The sequence below is a fragment of the Egibacter rhizosphaerae genome, assembly GCF_004322855.1.
Taxonomy (GTDB): Bacteria; Actinomycetota; Nitriliruptoria; order Euzebyales; family Egibacteraceae; genus Egibacter; species Egibacter rhizosphaerae.
On record NZ_CP036402.1, the window covers coordinates 1851018 to 1868922 of the forward strand.

Annotated in this window: 18 protein-coding genes and 1 pseudogene; 10 read left to right on the plus strand and 9 right to left on the minus strand. The window is 69.7% G+C overall.

Annotation, left to right across the window (positions count from 1 at the left end; translation table 11 throughout):
- Positions 1-19: 19 nt before the first annotated feature.
- The 4 genes from ER308_RS08605 to ER308_RS08620 form a co-directional block, all read right to left on the minus strand.
- The gene (locus ER308_RS08605) at positions 20-457 is read right to left on the minus strand and encodes a carboxymuconolactone decarboxylase family protein (RefSeq protein WP_131156962.1); all 438 of its coding nucleotides are present in this window, start codon (positions 455-457) and stop codon (positions 20-22) included.
- Positions 458-520: 63 nt separating this feature from the next.
- Positions 521-1423 (minus strand): RNA polymerase sigma factor SigJ, encoded by a 903-nt coding sequence (gene sigJ, locus ER308_RS08610; RefSeq protein WP_131154601.1) that lies wholly within the window; start codon positions 1421-1423, stop codon positions 521-523.
- Between the two features lie 54 nt (positions 1424-1477).
- Positions 1478-2086 carry an NADPH-dependent FMN reductase gene (locus tag ER308_RS08615; RefSeq protein WP_131154602.1) on the minus strand — a complete coding sequence of 203 codons (609 nt, stop codon included), beginning with the start codon at positions 2084-2086 and terminating at the stop codon, positions 1478-1480.
- Between the two features lie 164 nt (positions 2087-2250).
- Positions 2251-2448 (minus strand): hypothetical protein, encoded by a 198-nt coding sequence (locus ER308_RS08620; RefSeq protein WP_131154603.1) that lies wholly within the window; start codon positions 2446-2448, stop codon positions 2251-2253.
- A gap of 246 nt (positions 2449-2694) precedes the next feature.
- Between ER308_RS08620 and ER308_RS08625 the strand changes: the two genes are divergently transcribed.
- Positions 2695-4293, plus strand: a complete 1599-nt coding sequence (locus tag ER308_RS08625) for an MFS transporter (RefSeq protein ID WP_131154604.1) — start codon at positions 2695-2697, stop codon at positions 4291-4293.
- A 21-nt stretch (positions 4294-4314) separates the two neighbouring features.
- Here the strand turns inward: ER308_RS08625 and ER308_RS08630 are convergent, their stop codons facing one another.
- On the minus strand, positions 4315-7578 hold the full coding sequence (locus ER308_RS08630; RefSeq protein ID WP_131154605.1) for an ATP-binding protein: 3264 nt from the start codon (positions 7576-7578) through the stop codon (positions 4315-4317).
- A gap of 122 nt (positions 7579-7700) precedes the next feature.
- Here ER308_RS08630 and ER308_RS08635 point away from each other — a divergent pair, with 122 nt between their 5' ends.
- The 6 genes from ER308_RS08635 to ER308_RS08660 all read left to right on the plus strand — a co-directional run bounded on the left by ER308_RS08635 (position 7701) and on the right by ER308_RS08660 (position 10691).
- On the plus strand, positions 7701-8147 hold the full coding sequence (locus ER308_RS08635; RefSeq protein WP_338029794.1) for an imine reductase family protein: 447 nt from the start codon (positions 7701-7703) through the stop codon (positions 8145-8147).
- Complete coding sequence (locus ER308_RS23165) at positions 8083-8316, plus strand: NAD(P)H-binding protein (protein ID WP_131156963.1); 234 nt, start codon at positions 8083-8085, stop codon at positions 8314-8316. Before ER308_RS08635 ends, ER308_RS23165 begins: the two co-directional genes overlap by 65 nt.
- Positions 8304-8579 carry an NAD(P)-dependent oxidoreductase gene (locus ER308_RS22770; RefSeq protein WP_165491920.1) on the plus strand — a complete coding sequence of 92 codons (276 nt, stop codon included), beginning with the start codon at positions 8304-8306 and terminating at the stop codon, positions 8577-8579. The genes ER308_RS23165 and ER308_RS22770 overlap by 13 nt, the downstream gene beginning before the upstream one ends.
- Before the next feature lie 108 nt (positions 8580-8687).
- The gene (locus ER308_RS08650) at positions 8688-9143 is read left to right on the plus strand and encodes a YybH family protein (protein ID WP_131154608.1); all 456 of its coding nucleotides are present in this window, start codon (positions 8688-8690) and stop codon (positions 9141-9143) included.
- 211 nt (positions 9144-9354) lie between these two features.
- Positions 9355-10041, plus strand: a complete 687-nt coding sequence (locus ER308_RS23170; RefSeq protein WP_420826251.1) for an MFS transporter — start codon at positions 9355-9357, stop codon at positions 10039-10041.
- Positions 9963-10691 carry an MFS transporter gene (locus ER308_RS08660; RefSeq protein ID WP_131154610.1) on the plus strand — a complete coding sequence of 243 codons (729 nt, stop codon included), beginning with the start codon at positions 9963-9965 and terminating at the stop codon, positions 10689-10691. Before ER308_RS23170 ends, ER308_RS08660 begins: the two co-directional genes overlap by 79 nt.
- 77 nt (positions 10692-10768) lie before the next feature.
- Here the strand turns inward: ER308_RS08660 and ER308_RS08665 are convergent.
- The 3 genes and pseudogenes from ER308_RS08665 to ER308_RS08675 all read right to left on the minus strand — a co-directional run.
- A pseudogene (locus ER308_RS08665) lies at positions 10769-11137 on the minus strand (type II toxin-antitoxin system VapC family toxin); the annotation flags it as partial.
- A gap of 150 nt (positions 11138-11287) precedes the next feature.
- Positions 11288-13030 (minus strand): IS1634 family transposase, encoded by a 1743-nt coding sequence (locus ER308_RS08670; protein ID WP_131154612.1) that lies wholly within the window; start codon positions 13028-13030, stop codon positions 11288-11290.
- A 188-nt stretch (positions 13031-13218) separates the two neighbouring features.
- Entirely contained in the window at positions 13219-13476 is a 258-nt protein-coding gene (locus tag ER308_RS08675; protein ID WP_131154613.1) for a hypothetical protein, read from the minus strand.
- A 293-nt stretch (positions 13477-13769) separates the two neighbouring features.
- Between ER308_RS08675 and ER308_RS08680 the strand changes: the two genes are divergently transcribed.
- The 3 genes from ER308_RS08680 (at position 13770) to ER308_RS08690 (ending at position 16926) form a co-directional block, all read left to right on the plus strand.
- Entirely contained in the window at positions 13770-15278 is a 1509-nt protein-coding gene (locus tag ER308_RS08680; protein ID WP_165491923.1) for an alkaline phosphatase family protein, read from the plus strand.
- A gap of 150 nt (positions 15279-15428) precedes the next feature.
- Positions 15429-15767, plus strand: a complete 339-nt coding sequence (locus ER308_RS08685; RefSeq protein WP_131154615.1) for a hypothetical protein — start codon at positions 15429-15431, stop codon at positions 15765-15767.
- 142 nt (positions 15768-15909) lie between these two features.
- A complete protein-coding gene (locus tag ER308_RS08690) occupies positions 15910-16926 on the plus strand; it encodes an alpha/beta fold hydrolase (RefSeq protein ID WP_131154616.1) in 1017 nt (338 codons plus the stop codon).
- A 49-nt stretch (positions 16927-16975) separates the two neighbouring features.
- On the opposite strand, the gene ER308_RS08695 is transcribed toward ER308_RS08690, so the two are convergent.
- Positions 16976-17686, minus strand: a complete 711-nt coding sequence (locus ER308_RS08695) for a GAF and ANTAR domain-containing protein (protein WP_165491924.1) — start codon at positions 17684-17686, stop codon at positions 16976-16978.
- Between the last annotated feature and the right edge of the window lie 219 nt (positions 17687-17905).

A 17905-nucleotide genomic window follows, 5' to 3' on the forward strand; every position in this document is an offset into this window, starting at 1 on the left:
GGTTCCGGGTGGTCGTGGGTCATCCCCACTGGCCGGGCTCGTACTGGCCGGCGGGGTTCTGCAGGGCGACATTGAGCCGGTTCCAAAGGTTGATCATCGCTACTTGGGCGATGAGCACGGCGGCCTGCTCCTGGTCGTAGTGCTTGCGGACGGTGGCCCACACCTCGTCGGACACGCCCGTGTCCCCGTCGGCGATGCGGGTCGCCTCTTCCGTCAACAGGAGCGCGGCTTGTTCGGCCTCGGTGAAGTACGGGGCCTCGCGCCACGCGGCCACGAGCGCGATGCGGCGGGCGTCTTCGCCGGCTTCGGCCATGTCGAGCGTGTGCATGTCGGTGCAGTACGAGCAGCCGTTGATCTGGCTGGCCCGCAGGTTGATCAGCTCAAGGGTGGCCTGGGGCACAAGGCGCGTGTCCTTCGTGATCGTTCGCCCGGCCGTGCCCAGGGTCTTCCAGATCATCGGCAGGGTCTCGACCTCGGCGGGATCGAGGCGGATCGTACTCATGGGGCGTTCCTTTCGGTGTCAGGAGGCGACCGCGCCCGATGAGCGCAGGCGTCGGAGCTTGTAGGGGTTGCGAACGGCGTCGATGGTCACGATCCGCCCGTTGCGGATGCCGAGCGTGATCACGGTGCGGACCATCGCGACGTCGACGGTGAGCAGGGCTGGAAGGCCGTTGATCACGGTGATCCGGCTCGATGCGAACTCGGTACTGCCGAGCGTCGCGGCGAGGAATCGAGCGACGACATGGGCCCCCGGGATCGGCTCCAGCGCCGCAGGGACGACGCCGCCGCCGTCAGCGGTGAGAACCGCGTCGGGCGCTAACACGTCGAGGAGCCCGTCGACGTCACCGGACATGGCTGTCGCGGCGAATGCCTCGACGACCTCACGGTGGGACTCGGGATCCACGTCGAAGCGCGGCTGGCGTGCCCGCACGTGCTCGCGGGCTCGCGACGCCAGCTTCCGGCACGACGCCGGGGTGCGTCCGAGCACGACGCCCACCTCGGTGAACGGCAACCCGAACACGTCGTGGAGGACGAAGGCAGCGCGCTCGGCTGGGCCGAGCGTCTCCAACACGACCATCATCGCCCAGCTCAGCGTGTCGGCCAGGCCCACCGAGTCGGCCGGATCGTCAACGGTCTCGATCGGCTCCGGCAGCCACGGGCCCACGTAGGCCTCGCGGCGGACCCGAGCCGACCGAAGCACGTCGATGGCGATGCGCGAGGTCGTCGAAACGAGCCAGCCGGTGAGGTCGTCGATCGTCTCCACGTCGCTTCGTTGGAGCCTGAGCCAGGCCTCCTGCACGGCGTCCTCCGCCTCGCCCAAGGTGCCGAGCAGACCGTAGGCAACCCCGATCAGACGCGGTCGCAGCCGCTCGAAAGCGGCGGCGACCTCGTCGGACGGATCGGGCGTAGCGGGCTGGCTCATACCGGGAGGACGAGACTGCGGGCAGAAATGTGACACCGCTCGGGCCGGCAATCGTCACGCCCGGTATGGCTCACGCATCCTCGCGGTGCGCAACGCCTGGGCCCACCAGGCCAGCTGGTCGAGCACGATCTTCGCAGCGCCGTCACAACCGGGCGAGACCGGCCAGCCTCGCCCGTCGACCATGTCAAGGTCGATGCCGACGACGTCGCGGATGGTGGTGGCGTGCAGCTCGGGAAACACCTGGCGCAGCTGCTCGACCGCGCGGGCGCCCTCCGCGCGGCCGCCATAGGACACGAACCCGACCGGCTTGGCGTGCCACTCTTCGTGGTACCAGTCGATCGCGTTCTTCAGCGCGGCAGGGAAGCTGTGGTTGTACTCGGGGGTGACCACGACGAACGCGTCGGCGGCGGACAGCCGCTCGCCCAAGGAGACGACCGGCTCGGGCAGTTGCTCGACGTCGAAGTCGGGCAGCAGGGTGGGCAGCGCGGTCTCGGCCAGGTCGATGAGATCGACGTCGTAGTCGGTGCGCGGCTGGGCATGGGCGACGAGCCAGTCAGCGATCGGCCGACCGGCGCGGCCCTGGCGGGTGCTACCTATGATCACCCCCAAGCGCAAGGGCGGCGTCGCCTGCAGCTGGTCGGGGGACTGGGGGGTGATGGACATAGTGACCTCCTCTCTCCGTCGTTCGCTCCACCCCCAGGCGCGAGACACGATCTCGCATCGCCAGATTCCGGGCGCCCTCGGGCCGCGCGGCCACGTCACCCGACCCGGCGCGAGCCCTATTCGTGGCCCAGTTCCTCGGTGGCTTCGCGTCCGGCCTGAGCAGTTCATTCGAGGAAGTCGGCAAGCAACGCGAGCTCGTCCTGGTCGTAATCCCTGACCAGGCCCTCGAGGAACTCTGGCTGGCTACCTTCCCGAACGCCGTCGTCACACGGATCCCCGATGCCGGGCATTTCGTACAGGAGGACGCCCACGTAGGCGTCGTCGGGGCCCTGCTCGAGCACCTCCAGCGCACCGGCGCTCACGATCCGCCGGCTCCCTGACCGTCGATCCCCAGCCACCACCCTCTCCAGGAGATCGATCGCGTTCGCGTGCGAGGCCGTCGAGGACGCCCTGCGCGACCACCCCGCCCTCGGGCGCCACCTGCGCCAGCTGACTTCCGGGCGGCGGCGAATCGGTCGCCCGAGTAACGGGCCAGGCCGGTGCTCGCGATGCGAGACGAGATCTGGCGCCTTCGTGGGTGACGGCCCCTCGACCCCGGAGGCATCCCCATGACCGACCGACAAGACGCACCTGCCAGCTCGACCCGCCCCTCGGGACGAGCGACCTGGCGACAGTGGCTGGGGCTGGCGATCTTGACGCTGCCGATGCTGGTGTTGGCCACCGATCTCACTGTGCTGTTCTTGGCGATGCCGTCGATCTCCGCCGACCTGCAGCCCGGTTCGTCGCAGATGCTGTGGACCCTGCACGTGTATGGCTTCATCATCGCTGGCCTGTTGATCACGATGGGTCGGCTGGGCGACCGAATCGGCCGTCGCCGGCTGCTGCTGTTCGGCGCGGGCGCGTTCGCGGTGCTCGCGGTGTGCGCGGCATACGCGGTCAACATCGAGATGCTCATCGGCGCGCGCGCCCTGCTCGGCATCGCGGGGGCGACGCTCATGCCGTCGACCTTCTCGCTGCTGCGCAACATGTTCGCGGACGACAGCCAGCGTCGTTTCGCGATCGCGGTGGTGTTCAGCGCGTTCTCGGCCGGTGGCGCGATCGGTCCCCTACTTGCTGGGGTGTTGCTGGAGTTCTTCTGGTGGGGGTCGGTGTTCCTGGTCAACGCGCCCGCGCTGGTGCTGCTGCTGCTCATCGGTCCGCTGCTGTTGCCCGAATACCGCGACCCCGATGCCCAACGGCTCGACCTGTCCAGCGTCGCACTGTCGCTGGGCGGGATGCTGGGCATCATCTACGGACTCCAGGAAGGCTTCGAGCACCAGTCGGTGTGGCCCTACGCCGTACCCGTCGTGTTCGGCTTGGGCCTTGCGCTGTGGTTCGTGCGCCGCCAGCTGCGACTCGCCGATCCGCTGCTCGACCTCGGCCTGTTCGCCAATCGCCGGTTCAGCGCCTCGTTGGCAGCGGTGCTGCTCACCGGCTTCGCGATGGTCGGAGCCTTCTACCTGTTCACCCAGTACCTGCAGTGGGTGCTCGAGCTCACCCCCTTGCAAGCAGGCTTGTGGACCGTCCCCTACATCGTGATCAACATCGCCGGGGCCATGACCGCACCAGTGCTGGTCCGGCGGTTTCGCACCGCCTACGTGATGGGTGCCGGCTTGGCGCTCGCCGCGGCGGGCCTGACGTTCGCCGCCGTGGTCGGCGCGAATGCGGACCTCGTCCTCACATTGACCGGCCTGTCGGTTGCGGGGCTCGGTCAAGGCGCGGCGATGATGCTCGGCAGCGACCTGATCATCTCGACGCCACCGGTGGCGCGAGCTGGATCCGCGGCGGCGATGCAGGAAGTCAGCGGCGAGTTCGGACAAGCCTTGGGGATGGCCTTCATCGGGAGCATCGGCATGTTCGCCTATCGGGCCTTCCTGGGCAGTGCGATGCCGGCCGGCGTCCCGCCCGACGCCGCCGACGCCGCGCAGAACAGCGTCACCGGCGCCTCCGCCGTTGCCGAGCAACTACCCGCAGCGGTCGGGGCCGAACTGCTGGCAACGGCCCGGGAGGGGTTCACCCAAGCGCTTCAGACCGGCCTGGCCGTGGGCGCCGCGATCCTGGCCGGCGTCGCGGTCCTCGTGGTGTGGCTGCTGAGGCAGCCGGCCGCGACAGACGACGACGCCGACTCGGAGGCCACACTCGCCGAGGTCGGCAGCGAACCGGCGTGACGTCGTCCGCCCCGGGGGGCCTCAGAAGGTCCAGGCGACGCCTTCGGTCGGGTCGTAGCGGCAACTAGCCCCGGTCGAGACCGACGCGCGCAGGTGTTCGGCGAGCGGAGGGTGCCGGTGATCGAGGCGGCGTAGGACGTCGCGGATGCGAGCGGTCACGGTCTTTCTGGCCCGCTCGGCCTCATCGCCCAGGCGCCGTGTCCTCCCTCCCAGGCCCGTGGCGCGGCGTAGCTCGTCGAGCAGTGTCTGGCGTTCGGCGTCGAGCTGCGCGGCCCGCCGGTCGTCGTGGGCCGTGGTGGCCTGGTCGATGGCCTCGTCCAGCTCGGTCAGCCGGTCCCGGAAGGCGACCTTGGCCTGCTCATCCAGCATCGCGTCGCCGCCGAGACGCCTGGACGCCTCGACCTCGGCGCCGCCCTCCGGGTTGGCCAACTGCACCGCCTGGATCTGCGAACCGGCGTGTCGCACCAGCGTCTGCAGGTCGTGCAGGCCTTTGGCGTCGCCCATGTGGACCGTGACGCCCGCGAAGCCGAGCGTCCAGACCTGACCGTCGAACCTGAATTGCCCCGTTCGACGGTCCGAGGACTCACGTGGGCTGGGTGCATCGGTCGACGACACCGTGCCCAGCGACGCCCGCACCACATCCGCTCGCGAGATGACGTGCGCCATGCCGAGGTCGTCGGCTTCCTCCACGACCGACGCCAATAAGCGCGCAGCCATCTCGGCGTCGTCGGCGCCGCCGCGCCGCAGCCGGGTCTCGGCTTCACCCAGCCACGCCTCGGCGATCCAGGGGCGTGCCCCCAAACGCTCGGCGGCTCGGGCTGCGGCGGCGAACCCTTCGACCGCCTCGTCGAAGCCCTGCTGCGCCGTGTCGATGACCGCGGCCCACAGTCGCAGGGGCCCGTCGATGGCCGCCGCCGCGCCCTGCATGCCCCAGTCGCCGATCACCGACGCCAGCGCGGCGCGCGCCTGCTCGCACCGCTCGGACTCGCCCGAGGCCGCGGCGAGCTGGGCCATCAGTCGCAGCCCGGCCGTTCCGAACTCCCCCGGCAGCGAGGCCGCCTCCAGGGTCGCCGCCTCCAGGTGGCCGAGCGCGGCCGTCGCGTCCCCGCGGTTGACCGCCAGCTTCGCCGCGTCGAAGGCCGACAAGCCATGGGGGGATTCGAGGGTGTCGAGCACCGCCGCGGCCTCGTCGAACCGGCCCCGCAACAGCTCCAGCTCGAACCGCTGGGCCTGCCACAGGTGGACCGTGTCGACCTCGCCCAGGTGCCCGCCCAGCTCCCGGGCGGCCTCCAGGTGGGCTTCGGCCTCATCGAAGCGTCCCTGCAGCGTGGCCAGCGTGGCCTGGCGCGACTGGGCCACGAAGCGCCAGCGCGGCAACCCCGAGCGGTCGGTGGCGGCCACGAACGCCTCGTGCTCGCGAAGGCCGCGCGGGTCGCCGCGCTCGAGCAGGGCCGTCATCCGCAGCAGCGACCCCTGGAGGTCCAGGTCGGTGTCGTCGCGTCGGTGCGCGACCACGCGCATCTCGTCGGCCAGGGCGAGCCGCTCGTCGGCGGTGCCCGGCGTCCAGATCGCGTCGTGGCGCGCCAGCAGCGCGAAGCCGAGCGTGTGGTCGTCACCGGCGTCGCGGGCCAGCTCGAGGGCGCGCGCGGCCAGCTCGCGGTTGTCGGCCACGCTGGCAGACCAGTGGTGGCGGACACGGCTCACCGCCGACATCAGCCTGACCGCCAGCGGGTCGGTGACCACTCCGTCTTCGAGGTGCTCGCGAGCCTCCTCGAGGAGCGCGAGGTCGCCGAGCCAGTCGTCCTCGGAGCTGCCGAGTTCATGGATGCCCAGCGCGGCTTGGCCCAGAAGCCGCGGATCGCCAAGCTCGCGGGCGGTCGCCACGACATCGAGATAGGCCCGGCGGGCACCTGCCAAGTCGCCCGCGTGCTGCCGGGTCTCGGCCAGCTCCAACGTGACCTGAGCGCGCTTCCCTCGCGTCGACGGCTCGACCGCGAGGGCCGGGCAGCCAGGGTCAGCCTCCTTGTCCAGCGCCAGCACGTAGTGGGCGATCGCCTCGTCGAACGCCAAGCGGCAAGCGGCCTCGCGGGCCGCGGCGAGCACGTGCCCGAGCGCCCGGTCGTGAGCGATCTCGGGGTAGGCACGGCAGGCGTGATGAGCGAGCTCGGCGAGGGCCGCCCCGCGGGCAAGATGCGGCGCCTGCTCGATGGCCGCGACCACCTCGGCATGCAGGCGGCGTGCCTCCTTGTCGTCGAGCGCGTCGTACAGCGCCTCGCGCACCAGCTCGTGGGAAAACGCCAGCCGGTCAGGCTCGGGTTCGTACAGCAACCGCGCCCTCCCCGCGATCCCAAGCCACTCCCGAAGCTCTTCACGGGGTCGCCCGTCGACTGCTACGAGCAGTCCGATGGGGAAGTCGGTTCCCAAGACCGAAGCCAGGGCCAGCACGTTGCGGACCTCGTCGGGCAGCAGCGACAAGCGACGCTCCAGCGTGGCCCGAAGGCCGGCAGCCGCCACGCCCAGCGAGTCGCCAGGCCCCGACACGCGAGCGGTCTGCTCGACGAAGAACGGATTGCCGCCGGTGCGGCGGCGCACCTCGGCGACGAGCGCATCCTCGGGCACGTGGCCCGTCACGCTCACGTAGAGCTCACCCACGGCAGCCTCGTCGAGACCGGACAGCGCGACATGGGTCGCCTTGGTGGCGAGCGTCGACAACGGCGCCTGTGCGGGGTGGTCACCGGCCTCCACCTCGTCGTCGCGGTAGGTGCCGATCACCAGGACCTGCTCGTACCAGGTGTGGGCGGCGGCGAACTCGAGCAGGCGCAGCGACGCCGGATCGGCCCAGTGCAGGTCCTCGAGGGCCACCACGACCGGTCGGTACTGCGACGCGCGGACCAGCACCGACGTGACGGCGTCGGCGAGCTGGAACTCGGCGTGACCGTCGCGCGCCGGAACCGGCGTGTCGTCGTCACCCAGAAGTCGGCACAGCATCGGATCCGGTGGGTCGCCCAAGCAGGTGGCCGGCGCCGACCGCTCGACGGCGCGCAGCACCTGCGTCCACGGCCAGTAGCCGGGCGCACCGCCGTGCTCCCAGCACGCCCCGGTCGCCACCAGCGCGTTCTCCTGGCGCGCCCACGCGAGGGCGTCGGTCACCAGGGTCGACTTGCCGATCCCCGCCTCACCGGTGACCAGGACCAGACCGCCGTGGCTCGCCAGCGTCTGGTCCAGCTCACGGCGCAGCACCCCGACAGCGTGCTCACGGCCGGGCAATGTCGTCTCCATCGCCATGCGCCGAGGATAGCCGTGGACGTGACGCTTCTGGGCAAGCGAGCGGACCGGGCGATCTCGCGTCGCGAGGTGAGCTCTCGCGCCTCGTGGGCAGAGGAACGCACTAGCTGTAGGTCGGCTACCTGCACACCGCGGCGCTGTTGGACACGGAGGGCATCGATGTGGCCTCGTTCACGCCGCTGGTGACCGAGGTCCTCACCGAGATGGTCGGCTTCCTGCCCGAGCTGGCCCGGGAGATCGACGAGGCCGTCTACCCGCCAGATCTCGGCCCGCTGCGTACCCAGGCCGCCCTGATGGGAGACCTGATCGAGAACAGGGAGGCCCGCGGGGTGGACGCGCAAGGGCTACGCCACGTCCAGCCGCTCATGAACCGGCGGGTGGCCTCCGGGCACGGCGAGGACGGCTTCTCGAGCCTGATCGAAGAGATCCGCCGCGATCACGATTATCAGCGCCCCGCTGGCGGTGTGAACGTTCAAGCGCCGCGTTGCGCGAACCCACCCCAGCCTGCGGGTCGTCGCGGCAGATGCGACCGACCGTGCTCCTCTCGAGAGGGCGCTCGGTGCGCATGACGCGGTACTGTCGGCATTGGGCCCGACACGCCGCAATGAGCAAGTGTGCGCCCGGTCGGCCCGCGCGCTCGTCGAGGCTATGTCGGCGGTCGGTCCGCGGCGGTTGGTGGTCCTCAGCGCGGCCCCGTGCTGCGCGGTGGCGCCGGGGAGCCGATGGTGTCGCGCCTGACCCTGCGGCCCATCGTTCGGACGATCTTTCGACGCGTGTACGCCGACCTCGAGGCCATGGAACAGGTGCTGGCAGCCAGCAGCCTCGACTGGACCGTCCTGCGTCCCGGCTACCTCACCGATCATCCAGCGACCGGCTACCGCCTCGCGATCGAGGCCAACGTCCCGGGCGCCATGCGCCGCGCAGACCTCGCCCGGGCCATGCTCGACGTCCTCGACGACCCCACCACGCAGCACCGGGCGCTGGGCATCGCCTCACGCTAAGCCGTCCTGATCATCGTCGAGGTGATGATTCGCCTCCACGTTTGGATGCGGTGCCGTCCGATGGCTCCCTGACCGAAGGGGGCCAACCAATCAGAAGTGGGACAGTTCATGACCGCAAGCGCGCAGGACAGGCAACAGATCACGGCGATCATCGAACAATATCGGCGTGGGTTCGCCACGATGGATGCGGAGACGCTGAAATCAATCTGGGATCGTGACTACCGCAACCTCATCTATATCGCCCAGGAAGCAGCCGGGCCGATCCTGGGATGGGCCGTCATAGAACAGTACTACGAGAACGTAACCGGGTTCCTGGGATCGGTTAGCACCATGACGATCGCCGACGTGTCGGTGGACGTTCTTGGTGATACCGCCTATGCGTTCTGCACCTTCCACTTCGAGGGCGAGCTTGAGGGGGAAAGCCATATCGCTGATGGACGAAACACCTTCATTCTGCGCCGCAAGGGCGGAGGGTGGAAGGTGATTCACTACCACGAATCCCTTCCCGGCCCGGTGACGATGACCGATGGAGGGGGCGCGGACTCGCAACGCCCGGCGGCCTGAACATAGTTGCCCCCGGTCGCGTGCTCGCGATGCGAGAGCCGACCTCGCGCCTTCTGGTGCAATCGCACCTGACGAACGAGAGGGCACCGGGCTAATCTCATCGACGACGACCGACGTTCCGCCGGCGCGGGCGAGCTGGCGCCAGTGGCTGGGGCTGGCCGCGCTGCTGGCGCCGGTGTTCATGATGGCCACCGACATGACTGTGCTGTTCATGGCCCAGCCGGCGATCGCGGCCGATCTGACACCCAGCGGGGCGCAGGCGCTGTGGATCCTGCACGTGGGCGAGTTCCTGGCCGCCGGCTTCGTGATCACGATGGGCCGGCTCACCGACCGCATCGGTCGTCGCCGCCTGCTGACGATCGGCGTGGCGGTCTACGGGGTCGCATCCATGGGAGCGGCACTGTCACCCTCGGCCGAGCTGCTGATCGCCGCGCGGGCGCTACTGGGTGTCGCCGCGGCGACGATCATGCCGTCCTCATTTGTTCTTGGCCAACGTCCCGGCCGCGGTGAACCTGCTGGTGGCCGCCCCGTTGCTGTTGCCGGTCTACCGCGACACGTCGGCGGGGCGACTGGACCTGACCAGCATCGCCCTGTCGGTGACCGCGGTAATGACCACGATCTTCGGGCTCCAGGAGATGGCCGACCGCGGCGCGGTGCAGCCGGGCTACCTCGCGGCGGTCGTCTTCGGGCTGGCGGTGGCGACCGTGTTCGTGCGCCGCCAGCGACGTCTCGACGATCCGCTGCTGGACCTGCGGCTGTTCGCCACCCGGGCGGTGCGGGTGAGCCTCGTGTCGATGGTGCTCATGATGGTCCGCCTTCATGGGAACCGACATGCTCTTCGCTCAGGTCCTCCAGGTGGGCGCCGGTCTCTCCTCGGCCCAGGCCGGGCTGGTGCTGATGATCTCGGGCGCGGGTTCGATCGCCGGATCGATGCTTGCGCCAGTGCTGCTGCGGTGGATGCGCCCGGCCTTCGCCATCGCCTGGGGGCTGGCCGCGGCCCTCGTCGGGTTCGTGCTCGCCATCTGGGTCCTGCCCGCCACCGCCGACGGTGGAAGCGTGGTCTGGCTCGTGCTCATCGCGGCGCTGGCCGGGCTGTCCGCGCTGGCGCTCGTGCCGTTGGGCCAGGTCGTCGTTACCAGCGCCCCGCTGGAGCGCACCGGCTCGGCCACGGCCCTGCAGGACCTCAGCGGCGGGCTGGGCGGCGCGCTGGGCATGGCGTTCATCGGCAGCGTCAGCATGCTCGTGTACCGCACGGGATTGGCCGGGTCCGCGCCCTCGGGCGTCGCGGCGGCCGATCTGCGTGCGGCCGAGGACAGCGCCGGGGCCGGCGTCGCCGTCGCCGACGGGCTGCACGCCCACGCCGGCGAGCAGCTGCTGGAGGCGGTGCGCTCCTCGGTGACCACCGGCACCCAGGGCGCGTACGTGGTCGCGCTCGCCGCCATCATCGCCGTGACGCTGCTGGTCGTGACCCGGCTGCGTCACCTACGCCTGGGCACCGCGTCCAGCGACGACAGGGCCGACGCGACGGAGACCGGCGGTGTGCAGTGAGCCCCTCGCCGACCTGGACGCTGAATCGTCATCGCGGTGGCTGTCCCTCGTGATGCTGGTGGTCGCGTTCACGGCTCTCACGAGGCCCACGGCGCTGACGGGTCGCTCGGGTCGACTCGTGCGACCTCTGCCACCTCGTCGAAGGCTCGGTCGGTGCTCAGGATCTGGTCGACGCCCGCGTGCAGCGCGGTGGCGGCGTGCACGGCATCCCGCACGCCGAGTTGCCGGTAGCGCGAGAGCAGTCGTGTCGCCTCCCCGAGCACGTCCTCGTCGAACGCGTACAAATGGCAGACACCGCGCAGCTCATCGACCTCCTCCAGCGTGACCGATCGATCGGCGCCACGCCGCAGGAGCACGTGCGCGAACTCCTGCACGACTTCGACGCTCGCCTCGAGCACCACGCGGCCCTGTCCCACGGCGTGCAACACGTCCCGACAGGGCTGGCGATAAGGATGCTCGGTACCCCGTGCGTAAAGCCTGACTTCCGCAGCTCGTGGTCATACGGGAGGTCGGGATTAGGGGTTTGACCTGCGGTTTTGGGCGTGACGACCTGATGGGGTCGTGTTACTACAGTCCCACCGGCTGTGGTGTTCTGGTTACGGGGCGCTGTCGGCGGGGGTGAAGTCGAAGATGCGCGGCGGGGTGGGCAGTTCGAGGGCGGTGAGGATGTCGCGCTGTCCGGGGGTGAGCTCGCCGCGTTGGGCCAAGTGGCCGTCGTTGGTGGCCATGGTGACCAGGTGCAGCCGGTCGAGCTCGGCTCGCAGGTTGCGCCAGGTGTCGCCGGTGGCGTGCTCGGCGACGCGGATGAGCAGCAGCGCCAGCCAGCACAGCTGGACGTGGGCTTCGATGCGCTGGGGCTTGTGGTGGAAGACCGGGCGCAGGTCGATGCCGGTCTTGAGGTCGCGCCAGCCGCGCTCGGCCTCGTACAGGGCCTTGTAGCCCTCGGCGATGTCGCCGGCGGTCAGCGACTCGTCTGAGGTGCGTAGCAGGTACTTGCCGTCGTAGTGGGCGTCGCGGCGCACCGCGGCGCGGTCGACGCGCAGGTAGCCGTTGGGCGTAGTGCGCAGGAACCGGTTGTAGCCGGGCTTGGTCTTCAACGCGCCGGCGAGCTCGGCGCGCTTGCGCGCCGACAGGCCGTCGCTGTCGGCGATTGCGTCTTCGAGGCGGGCGACGATCGCCGCGCGGACGGCGGCGTCGCGCTCGGCGGCCTCGGGGTTGTGGCAGACGACGAACCGGTCGCGGCCGGCGCCGTCATCGACTCTGACTTCCTTGACGCGCAGGTTGCCCGCCACCGTGCGATACCGGCCCTGGCGGCCAAGCGCGGCGGCGGCCTCGCTCGAGGCGCCGCGCAGCTTCTCGCCCATGATGTAGCCGCCGCCGGCGCGCTGGAGATACCGGCGGTTCTGCTCGCTGGTGAACCCGCGGTCGAGCACCCAGATGACCCGGCCCAGCTGCCAGTCGCGCAGATCGTCCTTGACGCGGCGGATGAGCTTCTGATCGGAGGTGTCGCCGGGGAAGGTCCACAGCCTGACGGGGATGCCCTCCCGGGTGACCGCCATGCCGATGACGACCTGCGGCAGATCCGGGCGGTGGTCCTTGGACCGGCCCCAGGTGCGCACCGCGGCCTCGACCGCCTCGGCCGCCACATCCCCGTCGCCGTCCTCGTCGTCGGCCAGACCGGCGAGGTCGTCGCCGTCGGCGGGCGCGTCGCCGGTCTCGGTCTCCCAATACGTCGACGTCGAATCGAAGAACAGCAGGTCGACCTCGAGGTTGAGCAGGTTGGCGACGCTGAAGAACACCCGCCGCTGCACCTCGCCGACCACGTCGCCGAACCGGTCCATCGCCCGGTAGCAGTCGTCGTCGCTCATGGCCTCGAGCCCGTCGATGAACACCCGCTCGGCCACCCAGCGGGTCCCCGCACGCTTGGACAGCGGCTCGGCCGACAGCCGGTTGGCCACCATCGCGAAGATCACCCGCTCGACCGCCGCCGCGTTCACGCGGCCGCCGGCGACCGCCTCCCCGAGCGCGGTGGCGATCCCCAGCCGCTGCCACAGCTGATCAGCAACCCAGCTGGTGCCCATCGGCCGCGCGTCGACCACCGGCGGCACCCCCGCCGCCTCGACCTCGCCTGCCCGGCTCGCCTCGGGATCGAGGAACCGTCCGACGCTGTCGACCAGCCGTCCCAGCGCCGCCCGGTCGACCCGATCGGCCCGGCCGAGGTTGTACAAGATCCGCGCCCGCGGCGTTCCCGACTCCGGATCGCGCTCGTTGTGGGCCAGCGCCAGGTACGACACCACCGACCCGTCGCGGTTGCGCCGCTTGGTCTCCCGCAAATACATGTCTACGAACGTAGAGCATCCACAACCAGCCGCCAAGTAACCCGAACATCTCGTGTGTCTACATGAATCCGAGCGTCAGACCCCACCCGCCACCCTGACCAGCAACAACACACCCCCGACCCCCCGAATCTGCCTACGAGCTGCGGAAGTCAGGTAAAGGAAGACGTTGGTGTCGACCAGAAACCGGTTCATGCCCGTGAACCGCGCCCGAGAGCGTCTTCCACCTCGGCCTTGGCGTCCTCCCATGTCCCCAGCTCGATCGGCGCGCGAGCCAGGAGACGATCGGCGGCGTCGGCGGCCGAGCGGCCCTCCGGCGGGTAGGTGCGGTCGACCGCGTCGCGCACGAGCGCCGCGACGGTGGTGCCCTGCTCCCGCGCGATCCGCTCGAGATGCGCGAAACGCTCCTCTTGCATGAGCACCTGCAACCGTCGTGTCAAGGTCGCCATGAGCATGAGCATAGCATGCGTTGGACCTGCTGGAGGCGGCTCGACGAAAGGCCGGGTGAACGGCCGCGAGGGCCGCCCACCCGGGCGATCAGGCGTAGCGGGCCAAGACGCCCGCCCCAGCCGGCTACTCGATCCCGGCGGCGCTGCGCGCGCCGTCGAGCGGAGTGCTCGGGTCCCCCGGGGTGAGGGGCTTGGGGGGCCACCCCGTAAGCTCCGGGCGGGCCGGGCCTGGCTCGACTGGTGACCCAGGCGGCGGCGTGCTCGGCCCCAGCCGTCTCGGCGAAGGAGCACAGTTGGCCGGATCGCGACGCCTCGGGATCATCGTGGTGATCGACGGTCTCCGCCCCGACGCGATCACGCCACAAGACACCCCGGTCCTGCACGCGCTCGGCCAGGACGGCGCCGTCGCCACCCAAGGGCGCGCGGTCGCGCCCGCGGTCACGCGCGTCAACGCCGCCTCGATGGCCACCGGCGAACTGCCGACACGCACGGGCATCACCGGCAACCTGCTGCACGTCCCCGAGGTCGCGCCAGCGCCCTTCACCACCGCGGACGCCCGCAACCTGCTCCGCCTGCGCGAACGCACCGGCTCCATCGTCGACACCGTCACGCTCGCCGAACGGATCGAACACGCAGGTGGGCGGTTCGTCGCCGTGGGCTCGGGCTCGTCCGGCAGCACCCTGTGCCTGAACCCCCGCGCCCCCGACGGCGTCGGCACCCTCGTGAACGCCGACGACCCCGCCAAGGGCGCCCCCTTCGCGTGGCCACCCGAGGTCGGCGACCAGGTGCACGCGCGCTTCGGGCCGCCGCCCCCGAAGGGACGCGACCACAGCAACGCGGACTCCTCCGACTACGCGACGCGGATCGTCACCGACTACGTCCTGCCAATGCTCGACGCGAGCGTGGTGATGCTGTGGCTGACCGAGCCGGACAGCGCCCAGCACCGTCACGGGGTCGGCTCGCCTGCCGCGACCGACGCCCTCCGCCGCGCGGACCGCAACGTCGGACAGCTCGTCGACCAGTTGGAGCGTCTCGGGCTGCGCGACGAGGCGAACCTCTTCGTGGTCTCCGATCACGGGTTCTCGCAGGCCGCCCGCACCGTCGACGTCGCGCAGGACCTCGTGGCCGCCGGGTGCAAGGAAGGACCGGACTCGACCGACCTCGTCGTCGCGAGAACCGGGTGTGTCGGGATCTTCGCGGACTCCGAGGAGCGCGTCCCCTCGACCGTCGAGTGGCTGCGCCGACAGGACTGGGCCGACCTGATCTTCACCGCTAGCCACGACGCCGCGAGCCCGCTCGGATGGGTCGACGGCACCTTCGCGCTCGAGCTGCTCGGCTCCACCCACCCGACCCGAAGCCCCGACATCCACGTCACCCTCGCCTGGAACCAGCTCGCCGAGCCGACGGGCGGCTGGACCGGCCTCTATGCGAGCACGGGGGGAAGCACGGCCTCCGCCCCGGGGGGCGGCGACCACGGCAACCTGAGCCCCGCCGATGTGACCACCACCTTCCGCGCGTGGGGCGCCGACATCGCGCGGACCCGGTCCGAGGTGCCCGTTGGCAACGTCGACCTCGCACCTACCGTGCTCGCCCTCACGGGCCTTCCAGACGAGGCGGACGGGCGACACGGGCGCGTCGCCCACGAGCTGCTCACCGGTGAGCACGAGCGCGCAGAGGTCACCATCGACCGAAGGATCCACACCACGGCATCAGCCGACGGCGCCTATGCCGCCGAGCTCAAGACCTCGCTCGTCGCGGGGCATCGCTACCTCGACCAGGGCCGACGCATCCGCGAAACCTGAGCCTCGCCGCCCGAGTTCGTGAGGCGAGCCCAGGGTCTCAGGAAGGGTTGATTATCCGTTCCGGGCCATGGTCAACTTCCGACAAGCCGCCGCGCCGGAGAAGGGAGTGGTCGTCGTGCAACGCCAGTGACCCGACCGGGGAGCACGACGATGCACGACGCACCCATCTACCGGTTCTACCGCCGCCGGTTCCTGAACCGGCCCGGAATGCACACCGGCGCGTACGTCCTCGCAGCCGTCGAGGACACCCGCGTCCTCGCTGACGACGACGCCCGCTACGCCGATCACACACTGCGCATCAGCGATTGCGACCGCGTCATCAGCCTCGACCTCGACCTGGGATCTCCGGCGCACCGCCGCAACACGCTCGCGAAGATCGACACGCTGATCGCCACCCTGGTCAAACTCCGCGCAGCGCTCGGCGAGGAAGCTCGGGTGGCCGCGAACCGGGAGCGGACACGGACCCTGCGCGACCGCCGGGACCGCTGATTCCCGGTCGCAGTCGAGCCACGCCGGATCGAGTGGTGTGTAGGCTCAACCTCGCAGGTAGCCCGCGGAGTGGCGGAGCGCTTTGAGGTCGCCGAGCGTGCCCCGTGCCTGTAGCCGGATGACGAGTGCGGAGGAGTTCCACATGGTCGACTACGAGACCTTCGAGTTGGGTGACGTTCAGCTGAGCACGGGTCAGACCCTGCGCGATGCCAAGCTCGCCTACAAGACGTACGGCGAACTGAACGCCGATAAGAGCAACGCCATCGTTTACCCCACGTGGTACTCCGGGCAACACCACGACAACGAGTGGCTCATCGGCCAGGGCATGGCCCTAGACCCGTCGAAGTACTTCATCATCGTCCCCAACATGTTCGGCAACGGGCTCTCGTCCTCGCCGAGCAACACCCCGCCGCCGCACAACAGTCCACGGTTTCCCAACGTGACGTTCCAGGACAACGTCGCGCAGCAGCACCGCTTGGTGACCGAGCACCTCGGCATCGAGAAGCTCGCTCTCGTCACCGGCTGGTCCATGGGCGCCGGTCAGACCTATCAGTGGGCAGTCAGCTATCCCGACATGGTTGAACGCATCCTGCCGTTCTGCGGCTCCTCTAAGACGTCCGAGCACAACATCGTGTTCCTTGAGGGCGTGAGGCACGCAATTATGACTGATGCCGCGTGGCAAGAGGGCCTGTACGACGAGCAGCCCGTGAAGGGCCTGCGCGCAGTGGGACGGGTCTACGCTGGTTGGGGGTTTTCGCAGGCCTTCTACTGGCAACAGCTCTACAAGCAGGACCCCCTCGACTACGCCTCGCTTGAGGACTTTCTCGTTGGCTTTTGGGAAGGCTTCTTCCTTAACAAGGACGCCAACAACCTGCTGGCGATGGCGTGGACCTGGCAGAATGGCGACATCGGCCAGACGCCGGGCTTCGACGGGAACCACGAGGGCGCTCTAGCGTCGATCAAGGCGAAGGCGTTCGTCATGCCTGCCGAGAAGGATCTCTATTTCCCGCCCGAGGACGAGGAGTATGCGGTCTCCCACATGACTAATGCCGAGTTGCGCGTAATTCCCGGGGTATGGGGTCATTTCGCTGGCGGCGGCGCGAACCCGGTGGATATCCAGTTTATCGACGAGGCCCTCAAGGAGTTGCTCGCTAGCTAAGTGGCTTCCAACAGGCTCCCCGGAAACAGGGGTGCAACCTTGGTGGCGTTCAGATCTGGAGCGGGCGCCCAGCCAGGAGATCGTCGGCGACGTCCCGCACTTTGCGGCGATGCGAGCGGGCGTGCTCGCGCATCCGTTCGAACGCCGTGTGCGGGGAGATTCCGAGCCGCTCGGCGAGCAGCCCCTTGGCCTGCTCCACCGCCACGCGCGCTTCGAGTGCGTGGGTGAGCTGGGAGACCGTGGTGTCCCTCGATCGGATGATCTCTTCCTGCATGAGAGTAATCGCCGCCACATCCGCGAGTCCCTTGGCGACCACCGCATCCGTGTCGCCGAGGGGCTGGCGGTGCGCCTCCTGGAACAGGTTCAGCGCCCCGATGGTGCGCCCACGCAGCCGCAGCGGGAACCCGTAGCCTCCGACGAACCCGAGCTCGAGCGCCCGCGGCACGAACCGTGGCCACCGGTCGGCGGCGTTGTTGAGGTCGGCCTCCACCACCGGCGCTCCTGCCACGTAGGCCCCATAGGACGGGCCCTCCGCGGCGGCAACCTCGAACACCTCCAACTGGTCCATGCTCACACTGCTGGCCGCGACGGCTCGTAGCTGCTCGGGGTCCATCGCGAGCATCACTCCAGCCGCGTCGACGTCCAACAGCTCCACGCAGCGCTCGCACAACTCGCCCAAGAGTTCATCAGCATCGAAATCCTCGAGCAGCGAATCGCTCAGATAGACCAAGTTCTCGATGATGCGGCGCTCACGACTCATCCCCCACCTCACGGACGGCGCCTGACCGGACGGGCGACACCCTAGCCAACGGCGGTTCGGCGGCTTCGTGATGTCTACGGTCATTGGCGAGTTACGAGGACGGGATTGCGAACCTCCGGCATGCGGGGTACGACGAGGCGACCACTTCGCGCCCGTTGGACACAAAGACGACGCGTTGTCGCGGCCGTCTCCACGACGATATCCAGCTCCTCATCCGTG

Bases quoted from the DNA above. Each gene is read 5' to 3' on its own strand.
- ER308_RS08675 (WP_131154613.1), bottom strand. From the start codon at position 13,476: ATGGCGACCTTGACACGACGGTTGCAGGTGCTCATGCAAGAGGAGCGT.
- ER308_RS08625 (WP_131154604.1), top strand. From the start codon at position 2,695: ATGACCGACCGACAAGACGCACCTGCCAGCTCGACCCGCCCCTCGGGA.
- ER308_RS08605 (WP_131156962.1), bottom strand. From the start codon at position 457: ATGATCTGGAAGACCCTGGGCACGGCCGGGCGAACGATCACGAAGGAC.
- ER308_RS08685 (WP_131154615.1), top strand. From the start codon at position 15,429: ATGCACGACGCACCCATCTACCGGTTCTACCGCCGCCGGTTCCTGAAC.
- ER308_RS08650 (WP_131154608.1), top strand. From the start codon at position 8,688: ATGACCGCAAGCGCGCAGGACAGGCAACAGATCACGGCGATCATCGAA.
- ER308_RS08630 (WP_131154605.1), bottom strand. From the start codon at position 7,578: ATGGCGATGGAGACGACATTGCCCGGCCGTGAGCACGCTGTCGGGGTG.
- ER308_RS08670 (WP_131154612.1), bottom strand. From the start codon at position 13,030: ATGTATTTGCGGGAGACCAAGCGGCGCAACCGCGACGGGTCGGTGGTG.
- ER308_RS08615 (WP_131154602.1), bottom strand. From the start codon at position 2,086: ATGTCCATCACCCCCCAGTCCCCCGACCAGCTGCAGGCGACGCCGCCC.
- ER308_RS08660 (WP_131154610.1), top strand. From the start codon at position 9,963: ATGGGAACCGACATGCTCTTCGCTCAGGTCCTCCAGGTGGGCGCCGGT.
- sigJ (WP_131154601.1), bottom strand. From the start codon at position 1,423: ATGAGCCAGCCCGCTACGCCCGATCCGTCCGACGAGGTCGCCGCCGCT.
- ER308_RS08695 (WP_165491924.1), bottom strand. From the start codon at position 17,686: ATGAGTCGTGAGCGCCGCATCATCGAGAACTTGGTCTATCTGAGCGAT.
- ER308_RS23170 (WP_420826251.1), top strand. From the start codon at position 9,355: ATGGCCCAGCCGGCGATCGCGGCCGATCTGACACCCAGCGGGGCGCAG.
- ER308_RS08690 (WP_131154616.1), top strand. From the start codon at position 15,910: ATGGTCGACTACGAGACCTTCGAGTTGGGTGACGTTCAGCTGAGCACG.